The sequence below is a fragment of the Mycolicibacterium xanthum genome, from assembly GCF_019710635.1.
GTDB lineage: Bacteria > Actinomycetota > Actinomycetes > Mycobacteriales > Mycobacteriaceae > Mycobacterium > Mycobacterium xanthum.
In genome coordinates this window covers 1-13,695 of record NZ_JAIFZS010000052.1, presented here as the reverse complement: position 1 = coordinate 13,695, position 13,695 = coordinate 1, and the positions used below count along the sequence as shown (strand labels likewise).

The 13,695-nt window shown below is 69.7% G+C and carries 13 protein-coding genes; 9 read left to right on the top strand and 4 right to left on the bottom strand.

What is annotated here, in order from left to right:
• The 4 genes from JDV09_RS27530 to argH form a co-directional block, all read left to right on the top strand.
• A partial coding sequence (locus tag JDV09_RS27530) for a hypothetical protein (RefSeq protein ID WP_255605670.1) occupies positions 1–91 on the top strand: 91 nt, incomplete at its 5' end.
• A 92-nt stretch (positions 92–183) separates the two neighbouring features.
• A complete protein-coding gene (locus JDV09_RS19640) occupies positions 184–669 on the top strand; it encodes an arginine repressor (protein ID WP_221370814.1) in 486 nt (161 codons plus the stop codon).
• Between the two features lie 24 nt (positions 670–693).
• Positions 694–1,908, top strand: coding sequence for an argininosuccinate synthase (locus JDV09_RS19635; RefSeq protein WP_221370813.1), 1,215 nt, complete (start codon positions 694–696; stop codon positions 1,906–1,908).
• Positions 1,909–2,023: 115 nt separating this feature from the next.
• Positions 2,024–3,436 (top strand): argininosuccinate lyase, encoded by a 1,413-nt coding sequence (gene argH / locus JDV09_RS19630; protein WP_221370812.1) that lies wholly within the window; start codon positions 2,024–2,026, stop codon positions 3,434–3,436.
• Between the two features lie 7 nt (positions 3,437–3,443).
• Here the strand turns inward: argH and JDV09_RS19625 are convergent, their stop codons facing one another.
• On the bottom strand, positions 3,444–5,204 hold the full coding sequence (locus JDV09_RS19625) for an ABC-F family ATP-binding cassette domain-containing protein (protein WP_221370811.1): 1,761 nt from the start codon (positions 5,202–5,204) through the stop codon (positions 3,444–3,446).
• Positions 5,205–5,237: 33 nt separating this feature from the next.
• Between JDV09_RS19625 and JDV09_RS19620 the strand changes: the two genes are divergently transcribed.
• The 3 genes from JDV09_RS19620 to JDV09_RS19610 all read left to right on the top strand — a co-directional run bounded on the left by JDV09_RS19620 (position 5,238) and on the right by JDV09_RS19610 (position 9,067).
• Positions 5,238–8,273, top strand: coding sequence for an acyl-CoA synthetase (locus JDV09_RS19620; protein ID WP_255605666.1), 3,036 nt, complete (start codon positions 5,238–5,240; stop codon positions 8,271–8,273).
• Positions 8,274–8,356: 83 nt separating this feature from the next.
• Positions 8,357–8,857, top strand: a complete 501-nt coding sequence (locus tag JDV09_RS19615) for a hypothetical protein (protein ID WP_221370810.1) — start codon at positions 8,357–8,359, stop codon at positions 8,855–8,857.
• Between the two features lie 3 nt (positions 8,858–8,860).
• Positions 8,861–9,067: a Trm112 family protein gene (locus JDV09_RS19610; protein WP_221370809.1), complete on the top strand. Its 207-nt coding sequence runs from the start codon at positions 8,861–8,863 to the stop codon at positions 9,065–9,067.
• Here JDV09_RS19610 and JDV09_RS19605 read toward each other — a convergent pair.
• The 3 genes from JDV09_RS19605 to JDV09_RS19595 are packed head-to-tail and all read right to left on the bottom strand — an operon-like array spanning position 9,064 to position 11,208.
• On the bottom strand, positions 9,064–9,687 hold the full coding sequence (locus JDV09_RS19605) for a TetR/AcrR family transcriptional regulator (protein ID WP_221370808.1): 624 nt from the start codon (positions 9,685–9,687) through the stop codon (positions 9,064–9,066). The two genes, JDV09_RS19610 and JDV09_RS19605, sit on opposite strands and share 4 nt — an antisense overlap.
• Before the next feature lie 4 nt (positions 9,688–9,691).
• Positions 9,692–10,510 (bottom strand): ABC transporter permease, encoded by an 819-nt coding sequence (locus JDV09_RS19600; RefSeq protein WP_221370807.1) that lies wholly within the window; start codon positions 10,508–10,510, stop codon positions 9,692–9,694.
• Positions 10,444–11,208 (bottom strand): ABC transporter ATP-binding protein, encoded by a 765-nt coding sequence (locus tag JDV09_RS19595; protein WP_221370806.1) that lies wholly within the window; start codon positions 11,206–11,208, stop codon positions 10,444–10,446. Before JDV09_RS19595 ends, JDV09_RS19600 begins: the two co-directional genes overlap by 67 nt.
• Positions 11,209–11,268: 60 nt before the next feature.
• On the opposite strand from JDV09_RS19595, the gene JDV09_RS19590 reads away from it, so the two are divergent.
• Complete coding sequence (locus JDV09_RS19590) at positions 11,269–11,880, top strand: DNA-3-methyladenine glycosylase (protein WP_221370805.1); 612 nt, start codon at positions 11,269–11,271, stop codon at positions 11,878–11,880.
• Positions 11,881–11,898: 18 nt separating this feature from the next.
• Positions 11,899–13,182, top strand: a complete 1,284-nt coding sequence (gene tyrS, locus JDV09_RS19585) for a tyrosine--tRNA ligase (protein WP_221370804.1) — start codon at positions 11,899–11,901, stop codon at positions 13,180–13,182.
• Positions 13,183–13,695 lie beyond the last annotated feature (513 nt).

Below are 13,695 nucleotides of genomic sequence, written 5' to 3'. Positions count from 1 at the left end.
CGACGGGCCGCAGAGCGCGGTGTGGGACGAGGCGGAGAACCGGCTGCACGCACAGAAGGCGCTGTTGGTGTGGCTGCTGGAGCACCGATGAGCCGCTTGCGCGAAGAGCGAGGACACCGATGAGCCGCTTGCGCGAAGAGCGAGGACACCGATGAGCCGCTTGCGCGAAGAGCGAGGGCACCCGTGACCGCCGCCACCACCCGGGCCGGCCGGCAGGCGCGCATCGTCGCGCTGCTGTCGGCGCGGTCGGTGCACAGCCAGAGCGAGCTCGCCGCACTGCTGGCCGACGAGGGCATCGAGGTCACCCAGGCGACGCTGTCGCGGGATCTCGAGGAACTCGGCGCGGTCAAGTTGCGCGGCGCCGACGGCGGTGTCGGGTCCTATGTCGTGCCCGAGGACGGCAGCCCGGTGCGCGGCGTGACCGGCGGCACCGAGCGGGTGTCGCGGCTGCTCGGTGATCTGCTGGTGTCCACCGACGCCAGCGCCAACCTGGCGGTGCTGCGCACCCCACCGGGTGCGGCGCACTACCTGGCCAGTGCGATCGACCGGGCCGCACTGCCCTACGTGGTCGGCACCGTCGCCGGTGATGACACCATCCTGGTGGTCGCCCGTGAACCGATGACCGGTGCGGAGCTCGCCGCCACGGTCGAACACCTGTCTCGAGCCTGAGCAGCACGACAAGAAGGAGTTCCCATGCCTAAGTCCGGGTCCGAGCGCGTCATCCTGGCGTATTCCGGCGGTCTGGACACCTCCGTGGCGATCAGCTGGATCGGCAAGGAGACCGGGCGCGAGGTCGTCGCCGTCGCCATCGACCTCGGCCAGGGCGGCGAGGACATGGAGGTCGTGCGGGAGCGTGCGCTGGACTGCGGCGCGGTGGAGTCCGTCGTCGTGGACGCCCGCGACGAGTTCGCCGAGCAGTACTGCCTGCCGGCCATCAAGTCCAACGCGCTGTACATGGACCGCTACCCGCTGGTGTCGGCGCTGAGCCGGCCGCTGATCGTCAAGCACCTCGTGGAGGCTGCCCGCGAGCACGGCGGCGGCACCGTCGCGCACGGCTGCACCGGCAAGGGCAACGACCAGGTCCGCTTCGAGGTCGGGTTCGCCTCGCTGGCACCGGATCTGCAGGTGCTCGCGCCGGTCCGCGACTACGCGTGGACCCGCGAGAAGGCCATCGCGTTCGCCGAGGAGAACGCGATCCCGATCAACGTCACCAAGCGTTCGCCGTTCTCGATCGACCAGAACGTCTGGGGTCGCGCCGTGGAGACCGGCTTCCTGGAGCACCTGTGGAATGCGCCGACCAAGGACGTCTACGACTACACCGAGGACCCCACGGTCAATTGGGGAGTCCCCGACGAGGTGATCGTCGGGTTCGTCAAGGGCGTGCCGGTGAGCATCGACGGCCAGCCGGTGACGGTGCTGCAGGCCATCGAGCAGCTCAACGCGCGGGCGGGCGCGCAGGGCGTCGGGCGTCTCGACGTCGTCGAGGACCGGCTGGTCGGCATCAAGAGCCGGGAGATCTACGAAGCCCCGGGGGCGATGGTGCTGATCACCGCCCACACCGAGCTCGAACACGTCACGCTGGAACGCGAGCTCGGCCGGTTCAAGCGGATGACCGACCAGCGCTGGGGCGAACTGGTCTACGACGGGCTGTGGTATTCGCCGTTGAAGACGGCGCTGGAGGCGTTCGTGGCCAACACCCAGGAACACGTCACCGGGGAGGTGCGGCTGGTCCTGCACGGCGGGCACATCGCGGTCAACGGCCGGCGAAGCCAGGAATCCCTCTACGACTTCAACCTGGCCACCTACGACGAGGGCGACACTTTCGACCAGTCCGCGGCCAAGGGCTTCGTGCACGTGCACGGCCTGTCCTCGAGCCTGTCGGCGCGCCGGGACCTGGGGGGCTTGTGACGCCCTCCACCGCGAGCGCTGGGGGCACCTCCCGCTTGCGGGGGAGGGTCTGCACAGCGACACGCCGCAGATTGCGTACAGATGCGCGCACTCGTCGAGCACCACGGGGGCGATCGTGAGCACCAACGAGGGCTCGCTGTGGGGTGGGCGGTTTTCCGGCGGCCCGTCGGACGCGCTTGCCGCACTGAGCAAGTCGACGCACTTCGACTGGGTGCTCGCCCCCTACGACGTGCGGGCGTCGCAGGCGCACGCACGGGTGCTGTTCCGGGCCGGGCTGCTGACCGAGGAACAGCGTGACGGGCTGCTGGCCGGCCTGGACAGCCTGGCCGCCGACGTCGCCGACGGCAGCTTCGGACCGCTGGTCACCGACGAGGATGTGCACGGCGCGCTGGAGCGGGGCCTCATCGACCGCGTCGGCGCCGACCTGGGCGGCCGGTTGCGTGCCGGCCGGTCCCGCAACGACCAGGTGGCCACGCTGTTCCGGCTGTGGCTGCGCGACGCGATCCGCCGGGTCGCCGACGGTGTGCTCGAGGTCGTCTCCGCGCTGGCCACCCAGGCCGCCGCACACCCCACCGCGATCATGCCGGGCAAGACGCACCTGCAGTCCGCACAGCCGATCCTGCTGGCCCACCACCTGTTGGCGCACGCGCAGCCGCTGTTGCGCGACGTCGACCGGCTCGCCGACTTCGACCGCCGGGCCGCGGTGTCGCCGTACGGATCCGGCGCGCTGGCGGGCTCCTCGCTGGGGCTCGACCCCGACGCGATCGCCGAGGAACTCGGCTTCGACGCCGCCGCGGACAACTCGGTGGACGCCACCGCGGCACGCGACTTCGCCGCCGAGGCCGGGTTCGTGCTGAGCATGATCGGGGTGGACCTGTCCCGGTTGGCCGAGGACATCATCCTGTGGAGCACCACCGAGTTCGGCTACGTGACGCTGCACGACTCCTGGTCGACCGGCAGCTCGATCATGCCGCAGAAGAAGAACCCCGACATCGCCGAGCTGGCGCGCGGTAAATCGGGCCGGCTGATCGGCAACCTGACCGGTCTGCTGGCCACCCTCAAGGCGCAGCCGCTGGCCTACAACCGCGACCTGCAGGAGGACAAGGAACCGGTCTTCGACTCGGTCGCCCAGCTTGAGCTGCTGCTGCCGGCGATGGCCGGGCTGGTCGCCACGCTGCGCTTCGACGTGGACCGGATGGCCGAGCTCGCCCCGCTGGGCTACACGCTGGCCACCGACGTCGCCGAGTGGCTGGTCCGTCGCGGGGTGCCGTTTCGGGTGGCCCACGAGGCGGCCGGGGCCGCCGTGCGCGCCGCCGAGGCGCGCGGTGTCGGCTTGGAGGAACTCGAGGACGCCGAGCTCACCGGCATCCACCCCGAGTTGACGGGTGAGGTGCGCGACGTGCTCACCGTGGAGGGTTCGGTGAACTCCCGCGACGCGCGCGGCGGCACCGCACCGGTTCAGGTCGCCCGTCAGCTCGGCGCTTTGCGCGACACCGCGGACCGGCTGCGGGTGCGGCTGCGCCGCTGAGCTATCTTCAGCCGTCGTCGGCGAGCGACAGCCAGGCCTCCTCGAGAGATTCCTTGCGGTCGGTCAGTTCGCCCAGCTCGGTGTTCAGCTCGGCCGCGCGCACATGGTCGGCGGCCGCCTCGGCCATCGACTCGTGCAGCGCGGCGATCCGGTCGTCCAGTTTGGCGAGCTGACCCTCGATGCGCGCCAGTTCTTTTCCGGTTCGCCGCCGGCGGGCCGCGGCGGATTCCCTGCGGGCCGGTTCGGCTCGGGCGGCGACCGGCTCGTCCGCCGACGCGCGGTCGGCCAGGTACTGCTCGATCCCGCCGGGCAGCAGGTCGCAGCGACCCCCGCCGGTCAGGGCGTAGGTGACATCGCTGACCCGTTCCAGGAAGTAGCGGTCGTGGGTCACCACGATCAGTGTGCCGGGCCAGCCGTCGAGGTAGTCCTCGATGACGGTGAGGGTGTCGATGTCCAGATCGTTGGTCGGCTCGTCGAGTAGCAGCACGTTGGGTTCGTCGAGCAGCAGCCGCAGGAACTGCAGCCTGCGCCGCTCACCGCCGGAGAGCTCCTCTATGCGGGTGGTCAGCTTGTCCCCGATGAACCCGAAGTCCTTCAGCAGGGTGTCCGCGCTGATCTCCCGGCCACCGGCCAGCTCGGTGATCCGGCGCCGGTTCTCGACCGCGTCGATGACCCGGTCGGCGCCGTCGAGCTCCCGAACGGCCTGGCTCAGGTAGCCGATCCGCAGTGTCAGGCCCCGCTTGACGGTGCCCGCCGACGGCTGCAGTTCGCCGGCGAGCAGCCGCAGCACGGAGGTCTTACCGGTGCCGTTGACGCCGACCAGGCCGATGCGCGCCCCCGGGCCGATCGACCAGTCGACGCCGTCGAGCACCACCTTGGGTGGATCGCCGACCTCCAGCCGGACCCGATGCAGATCGAACACGTCCTTGCCGAGCCGGGTGGTGGCAAAACGCTGCAACACCAGCGAATCGCGCGGCGGTGGCTCGTTGGCGATCAGCTCGTTGGCGGCCAGGATGCGGAACTTCGGCTTCGACGTGCGGGCCGGCGGCCCCCGCCGCAGCCACGCCAGTTCCTTGCGCATCAGGTTGCGCCGCCGCGCCTCGGTGCCGGCCGCCACCCGCATCCGCTCGGCGCGGGCCAGCACGTAGGCCGCGTATCCGCCCTCGTAAGCGTCGACGGTGCCGTCATGCACCTCCCAGGTGGCGGTGCAGATCGCGTCGAGGAACCACCGGTCGTGGCTGACCACGACCAGCGCACGGGCCGGCCGCGAGGTCAGGTGGGCGGCCAGCCAACCGATCACCTCGACGTCGAGGTGGTTGGTCGGCTCGTCGAGGATCAGGACGTCGTGCCCGCCGAGCAGCACCTCGGCCAGCGCCACGCGGCGCCGTTCGCCCCCGGACAGCGCAGCTACCTCGGAGTCCAGGTCGACACCGGAGAGCAGGTTCTCCACCACCGTGCGGGTGGTGGGCTCGGCAGCCCAGATGTGGTCGGGGTGGCCGCCGGTGATGACGCCGCGCACCGTGGACCCACGCTCGAAGTCATCGGCCTGCCGCAGATAGCCGACCGACAGGCCGGAGGTGTGGGTCACGCGTCCCGAGTCGGGTTCCTGCGCGCCGGTCAGGATTCTCAGCAGCGTTGTCTTGCCGTCGCCGTTGCGGCCGACGACGCCGATCGCGTCGCCCTCCTCGATCCCGAGGCTGACGCCGTCGAGCAACGTGCGGGTGCCATAGCCCACAGTGGCCCGTTCGAGGTTGACCAGGTTAGCCATCAGCCGCCGATGATAGGCGGCGGCTGTGCCATGATGACGTCGGCAGTCGGGGGAGACGAACTGGCCGGCCAGCTAGATAGGGGAGCGCGCGTGGTGGATCTCTCGGCGATCACCCGGCCGGTGGGGCGGCTGGTCGCCACCGCTCAGAACGGTCTGGAGGTGCTGCGGTACGGCGGCCTGGAGACCGGAGCGGTGCCGTCACCGTTCCAGATCGTCGAGAGCGTCCCGATGTACCGGCTGCGACGCTACTTCCCGCCCGACAGCCGCCCGGGGGCCACACCGGCCGGCCCACCGGTGTTGATGGTGCACCCGATGATGATGTCGGCCGACATGTGGGACGTCACCCGCGACGAGGGCGCGGTGGGGATTCTGCACAAGGCCGGGCTCGACCCGTGGGTGATCGACTTCGGCTCACCGGACAAGGTCGAAGGCGGGATGCAGCGCAACCTGGCGGACCATGTGGTGGCGCTGAGCGAGGCCATCGACACCGTCAAGGCAACCACCGGCCGCGACGTGCACATGGCCGGCTACTCACAGGGCGGAATGTTCGCCTACCAGGCGGCCGCCTACCGCCGCAGCAAAGACCTGGCCAGCATCATCGGTTTCGGTGCGCCGGTCGACACCCTGGCGGCGATGCCGATGAACCTGCCCGCCAGCCTGGCCCCGGCGGCCGCCGACTTCATGGCCGACCACGTGTTCAGCCGGATCGACATCCCGAGCTGGCTGGCCCGGACCGGGTTCCAGATGCTCGACCCGATCAAGACCGCGCAGTCGCGGCTGGAGTTCCTGCGCCAGCTGCACGACCGTGAGGCGTTGCTGCCGCGCGAGCAGCAGCGCCGCTTCCTGGCCTCGGAGGGCTGGATCGCCTGGTCCGGGCCGGCGATCTCCGAGCTGCTAAAGCAGTTCATCGCACACAACCGGATGATGACCGGCGGCTTTTCCATCCACGGCGACCTCGTCACGCTGTCCGACATCGATTGCCCGGTACTTGCGGTCATCGGCGAGGTCGACGACATCGGCCAGCCGGCCGCGGTACGCGGTATCAAGCGTGCGGCACCGGAGGCGGACTGCTACGAGTATCTGATCCGCGCCGGCCATTTCGGTCTGGTGGTGGGCTCCAAGGCGGCCACCCAGACCTGGCCGACCGTCGCAGCCTGGGTGCGTTGGCTCGACAGCGGAGGCATCATGCCCGAGGGCGTGACGCCGATGGCGCTGCAACCCGAGATCAGCGACGAGAGCGGGGTGTCGCTGACCTCGCGGCTGGCGCACAGCACCGCCGCGGCCACCGAGATGGCGTTCAGCCTGGCCCGGTCGGCCGCCAATGCGATCGTCGCGGCCAACAAGTCGGCACGCACGCTGGCCGTCGAAACCGCCCGCACCCTGCCCAGGCTGGCCCGGCTGGGCCAGGTCAACGACCACACCCGCATCTCGCTGGGCCGGATCATGTCCGAGCAGGCACGTGACCTCCCCTCGGGCGAGGCGCTGCTGTTCGACGGGCGGGTGCACACCTACGAGGCCGTCGACCGGCGCATCAACAACGTCGTTCACGGACTGATCGCGGTCGGGGTGCGGCAGGGCGCGCATGTCGGCGTCCTGATGGAGACGCGGCCCAGCGCCCTGGTCGCGATCGCCGCGCTGTCCCGGCTCGGTGCCGTCGCGGTATTGATGCCACCCGATGCCGACCTGGCCACCGCGGCCCGGCTCGGCGCGGTCACCGAGGTCATCACCGATCCGAGCAACCTGCAGGTGGCCCGGACACTGGAGTCCCGGGTGCTGGTCCTCGGCGGCGGTGAGTCCCGCGACCTTCATCTGCCCGAATCCGATGAGGGCGGCGCCGTGGTCGACATGGAGAAGATCGACCCGGACATCGTCGAGCTGCCCGGCTGGTACCGGCCCAATCCGGGCCTGGCACGAGACCTGGCCTTCATCGCGTTCAGCACGATCAGCGGGGAACTGGTCGCCCGACAGATCACCAACTTCCGCTGGGCGCTGTCGGCGATCGGCACCGCCTCGGCAGCGAACCTGAGCCGGAGCGACACGGTGTACTGCCTGACCCCGCTGCACCACCAGTCGGGGCTGCTGGTCAGCCTCGGCGGTGCCGTGGTCGGCGGCGCCCGCATCGCGTTGTCCCGGGAGCTGCGGCCCGACCGCTTCATGCAGGAGATCCGCCAGTACGGCGTCACCGTGGTGTCCTACACCTGGGCGATGTTGCGCGAGGTGATCGACGATCCGGCGTTCGCGTCGACCGGCAGTCACCCGGTCCGGCTGTTCATCGGCTCCGGAATGCCCGTCGGCCTGTGGAAGCGGGTCGTGGACGTCTTCGAGCCGGCCAACGTCGTCGAGTTCTTCGCCACCACCGACGGCCAGGCGGTGCTCGCCAACGTCGCCGGCGTCAAGGTCGGCAGCAAGGGGCGGCCGCTGCCCGGCGGTGGGGAGATCGCGCTGGCCGCTTACGACCCGGAGGACAACCTGATCCTGGAGGACGACCAGGGGTTCGTCCGCCACGCCGAGGCCGGTGAGGTCGGCGTGCTGCTGGCCCGGCCGCGCGGCCCGGTCGACCCGCTGGCATCGGTCAAGCGCGGCGTGTTCGCCCCGGCCGACACCTGGGTGTCCACGGAGTACCTCTTCCGCCGCGACGAGGACGGCGACTACTGGCTGGTCGACAACCGCGCCGCGGTGATCCACACCGCGCGCGGTCCGGTCTTCGCCGCCACCGTCAACGACGCCGTCGGCCGGATCGACGCCGTCGACATGGCCGTCACCTACAGGGTCACCGCCGGTGGCACGACCCTTGCGGTGACCGCGCTGGCATTGCGGCCGGGCGGCACCGTTCCCTCCGCCGACCTGTCCGAGGCCCTCGCCGAGCTCCCGGTGGGTAATCCGCCCGACATCGTGCACGTGGTCACCGACATGGCGCTGACCGCCACCTACCGTCCGCTGACCGAGCCACTGCGCGCACAGGGTGTGCCGAAACCCTCACGTAACGCCTGGTACCTGGACCCCGATACCCATCGGTACAAGCGCTTGACCATCGCCGTACGCAGCGAGATCGTCGGCAGTCAGCCGTGATGCCCGACCGTGGGCACACTGTTAGGCTCGCCCCGGCGACTTCGTGTCGCGTGCTCGGGCGTGAAGCCCCCTGAGGAGGATCGATGTCACGACACACCTGGCGCCGGGCCACTGCCGCCGCGCTGACTGCGTCTGCGCTGGTCGGCGGGCTTGCAGCGGGCATCGCGCTGCCCACGGCGGCGGCCGAACCGGCCGACCCGACCTCCGAGCAGCAGCGCCCAGTCTCGCCCGACCAGATCCTGATGATGATCTCGGAGCAGTACCAGACCGGCCGGGGCGGAGGTCAGGTGTCCAAGCTGATCGAACAGGTGATGACGCTGCGGATGCGCGGCTTCCGGCCCTCGATCTCCAACGCCCAGGCGCTGGCCGCCGCGCTCGACAAGCGGCCCAACCAGGGCCCGCTGATCGAGGCGCTGCAGGCGACGTTGAGCTATCAGCGCAAGCAACTGGCGCAGTCGGGCATCGGAGCGGCCCCGAGCGGAGCGCCACCGGTGGCGACACCCGGCAGCCCGGGTGCGCCGGTGTGGGCGCCGGGCAATCCGATGGTCCGGGACGACGCGATCTTCCCGATGCCCGGCCGCTGAGCGATGGCGCTGGACCCCGAGCTCCTGAAGATCCTGGTGTGCCCCGACGACCGGGGCCCGCTGCTCTACGTCGACGACCGGCTGTACAACCCGCGGCTGCACCGTGCGTACCGGATCGAGGACGGGATCCCGGTGCTGCTGATCGACGAGGCGGTCACCGTCGACGATGCCGAGCACGATCGGCTGGTCGCCGCGGCGGGCGCGTCCTAACCCAGCCTGGGCAGGTCGCCGGTCAGGTACCGCTGCAGGTTCGGTGCGATGGTGTCGACGATCTGGGGGACCGGCAGGGACTTGAACGGCTCGAGCTCGAGGATGTAGCGGGCCATCACCACGCCGATCAGCTGCGACGCCACGAACTGCACCCGCAGCCGGCCGGTGCCCGGCGGATCGTCGACCCGGCCGCCGACCTCCACGGTGATGACGTCCTGCAGGAACGACCGGAACAGCGACATCTCGGGGCCGTCGCCGCCGGCCATGGTCGACCGGAGCGCGGCGATGAACCCCTTGCCGGCATCGGAATCCCACAGCGGCAACACCAGCGACGGCAGCGTGCGGCCGATCTGCTCGACCGGGACCTCGCGCAGCGGCCCGATCACGCTCATCGGGTCGAACGGGATGTGGATCGCCGCGGCGAACAACTGCGTCTTGGTGCCGAAGTAGTGATGCACCAGCGCGGGGTCCACCCCGGCATCGGCGGCGATCGCGCGGATCGGGGTGTTGTTGAATCCGTTGCGGGCGAACAGCTCGCGGGCGCTGGACAGGATCCGGTCACGCGTTTCCGACGCCCCGGGCGGGCGGCCGGGCCTTCGTCGGGTCTGGCTGGTAGCCAACGGCTTACGGGGTCCGCCGACGCAGCGTGGCGGCCGCGAGGCCCAGCGCCAGCAGGGCGAACCCCAGGACGATGACGATGTCGCGAACGGCGATATGGGTCAACTCGGGGTGTGCCGCCACCTGCTGCAGCGCCTCGAGTGCATAACTGGCAGGCATGACGTTGCTGATCCACTCCAACCAGCCGGGCATCTGGGCGCGGGGCACGATTATCCCGGCCAGCAGTAGCTGCGGGACGATGAAGACCGGCATGAACTGCACCGCCTGGAACTCGGTGCGGGCGAATGCGCTTGCCAGCAGCCCCAACCCGACACCGAGCACGGCGTTGATGACGGCGATGACGAACACCCAGACCCAGCTGCCCTGGGTTTCGAATCCGAGAAGCAGGAACGACACGCTGCACGCGACGATGGCCTGTGCGGCCGCGGCGATGGAGAACGCGGTGCCGTAGGCCGCGAGCAGATCCAGCCGGCGCAGCGGCGTGGTCAGGATGCGTTCGAGGGTGCCCGACGCTCGTTCGCGTTGCATCGTGATCGAGGTGATCAGGAACATCACGAACAGCGGGAACAGGCCCAGCAGAATCAGGCAGGCGGTGTTGAACGGCGATGGCGCGCCCGGGCGGGTCGGCACGTCCTGGAACATGAAGTACATCAGCGTGATGACCAGCACCGGCACCAGCAGGATCATCGCGACGCTGCGATGGTCCGCGGCCAGCTGGCGCAGTATCCGCGTCGTCGTCGCGGTGTAGGCCCGCAGCGTTATCCGGCGGCGGGCGTGGTGGTGTGCCGGATGACGGACAGAAACGCTTCCTCCAGGGACTTGCATCCGGTGTCCTCTCGTAGTTTCGCGGGTGTGGTGTGGGCCAGCAGATGGCCGTCCCGGATCAGCAGCAGGTCGTCGCAGTGATCCGCTTCGTCCATGACGTGGCTGGACACCAGCAGCGTGATCCCGCTGCGGGCCAGGTGGTGGAACGTCTCCCAGAGGTCGACCCGCAGTAGCGGGTCCAGCCCGACCGTCGGTTCGTCGAGCACCAGCAGCTCCGGCCGGGTGACCAGGGCACACGCCAGCGACGCGCGGGTGCGCTGGCCACCGGACAGGTCCCCGCAGAACGCGGTGCGGTGATCGTCGAGACCAACCCCGTGGATGGCCTCGTCGACGTCCTGGTCGTCGGCGCCGTAGAGGGCGGCGAAATAGCGGACGTTGTCGATGATCCGCAGGTCGTTGTAGATGGTCGGGTCCTGAGGCATGTACCCGACCCGGCGACGCAGTCCGGAACTCCCAGCGGGCCGCCCCAGCACCGTGACGGTGCCCGACGCGACGATCTGGGTGCCGACGATGCTGCGCATCAGGGTGGATTTGCCGCAGCCGGACGGGCCGAGCAGGGCGGTGATGGTGCCCCGCGCGATCCGCACCGAGAAGTCGTGCAGCGCCTCGTGCTTTCCGCGGACCACGTGCAGGTGGTCGATGACGACGGCCGGTTCCGCTCCGTTGTGAAGTAATTCATCGCTCGATGAACTCATCATGTGATGAATAGTGCGGTCCCGCAGTCGGCGCTGTCAACGGTCGCGGGCAGAATCGCTGCGATGAGTGCCGAGCCGCTGTCCGGGGATCCGCTTACCGCGGCTCGACGGTTGATCGGATCGGTGCTGACCGGCCGTGGGGCGAGTGCCCTGATCGTCGAGGTGGAGGCATATGGCGGTCCCGCTGACGGGCCGTGGCCCGACGCGGCATCGCACTCGTTCCGCGGCCCCGGAGCGCGCAATGCGGTGATGTTCGGCCCGGCCGGTCGGCTCTACACCTACCGCAGCCACGGCGTCCACGTCTGCGCCAACGTGGTGTCGGGTGGCGACGGGATCGCCGGCGCAGTGTTGCTGCGCGCGGCGGCCCTGGAAACCGGGGTGGACGTCGCGCAGAATCGGCGTGGCGACTCGATCCGGCCGGCGGCGTTGGCGCGGGGTCCGGGCAATCTCTGTTCGGCCCTGGGAATCACCATGCACGACAACGGCATCGACCTGTTCGCTCCCGACAGCCCGGTTCGGCTCACCCTCGGCGTGGCCCGCGCGGCGACTGCCGGTCCCCGGGTCGGCGTGAGCAAGGCGGCCGATCGGCCCTGGCGGTTCTGGCTGGCCGACCGGCCGGAGGTGTCGGCCTACCGGCGAAGTCCGCGGGCACCGGCTCCCGGCCACAGCGACTAGTACGGAAAGATCGGCAGCGTGGGTAGCGAAATCCTCGACGAGTTGGAATGGCGTGGGCTCATCGCGCAGTCCACCGACCGCGCCGCGCTGGCCGAGGCCCTGGCCGACGGCCCGGTCACCGTCTACTCCGGGTTCGACCCGACCGCGCCCAGCCTGCACGCCGGACATCTGGTCCCGCTGCTGACGTTGCGTCGGTTCCAGCGGGCCGGGCACCGGCCCATCGTGCTGGCCGGTGGCGCCACCGGGATGATCGGCGACCCGCGCGACGTGGGCGAACGCAGCCTGCAGACCGCCGACACCGTGGCGGACTGGGCCGGCCGCATCCGCAGCCAGCTGGAGCGGTTCGTCGAGTTCGACGAGTCGCCGACCGGCGCGGTCGTCGCCGACAATCTGACCTGGACCTCCGAGATGTCGGCCATCGAGTTCCTGCGCGATGTCGGCAAGCACTTCTCGGTCAACGTCATGCTCGACCGCGACACCGTCCGGCGCAGGCTGGACGGCGAGGGCATCTCCTATACCGAGTTCAGCTACATGCTGCTGCAGGCCAACGACTACGTCGAGCTGCACGGACGGTACGGGTGCACGCTGCAGGTGGGCGGGTCCGACCAGTGGGGCAACATCATCGCCGGCGTCCGGCTGGTCCGGCAGAAGGCCGGCGCGACGGTGCACGCGTTGACCACGCCGCTGGTGACCGACTCCGAGGGCAAGAAGTTCGGCAAGTCCACCGGCGGCGGCAGCCTCTGGCTCGACCCCGCGATGACCAGCCCGTACGCCTGGTATCAGTACTTCGTCAACACGGCCGACGCCGACGTGGTCCGCTACCTGCGCTGGTTCACCTTCCTGTCGGCCGACGAGCTGGCCGACCTCGAGCAGATCACCGCAGAACGCCCGCACGAGCGGGCGGCCCAGCGGCGACTGGCCCGGGAGCTGACCGACCTGGTGCACGGCGAGGCCGCGACGGCGGCGGTCGAGCTTGCGAGTCGGGCCCTGTTCGGCCGCGGCGAACTGGGCGACCTCGACGAACCGACGCTGGCCGCCGCGCTGCGCGAGGCCGGCAACAACCAGGTGGCCGAGCTGGCACCGGACGGTCCGGACTCCATCGTCGATCTGCTGGTCGCCAGCGGGCTTTCGGCGAGCAAGGGCGCAGCCAGGCGCACCGTCGCCGAGGGCGGGGTGTCGGTGAACAACGTGAAGGTCGCCACAGACCACTGGGTCCCGCAGCCGTCGGACTTCCTGCACGGCAAGTGGCTGGTGCTGCGCCGGGGCAAGCGCAACATCGCCGGCATCGAGCGGGTCGGCTGAGGCACGGAAAGAACGCGCAGGTCAGCCCTTTCCTGGAGGCTGGGAACAAATCCCGTGACCGGCGCGTTGTGATCCCCAGAGTCAACGCACGCCGCGTGCGCGACGCCGGAGGTTAGTGTCAAAGACACGCCCTAGCAGGCCATTTGACTCGGAGTTATCCCTGACGTAACTTATCGGAGTCGCTGCGACACGGGCCCAGCCCGGAGAGCGCGGCCGACTCCCAGAGGTCAACCATTTCGATGGCGGTCCTCATCTGCCCGCACTAGAGAACGGCGGCATTCGCCGCGGGACTCTCGCGCGGTCAGTCGGGTGTGTTGTTTGAGAACTCAATAGTGTGTTTGGTGGTTTTTGTTTGTTGTTTTTTGCCATGCTCTGACTCCCCGTGTTGGGGTGTGGTTTTTTGTGATGCCAGGTTTTGGTGTCTTTGTTTGTTAGGTCAGATTTTCTCTGATTGATTGCTGCCCTGCCTGTGTGGTGGGGGGTTTTTGTTTGGAGAGTTTGATCCTGGCTCAG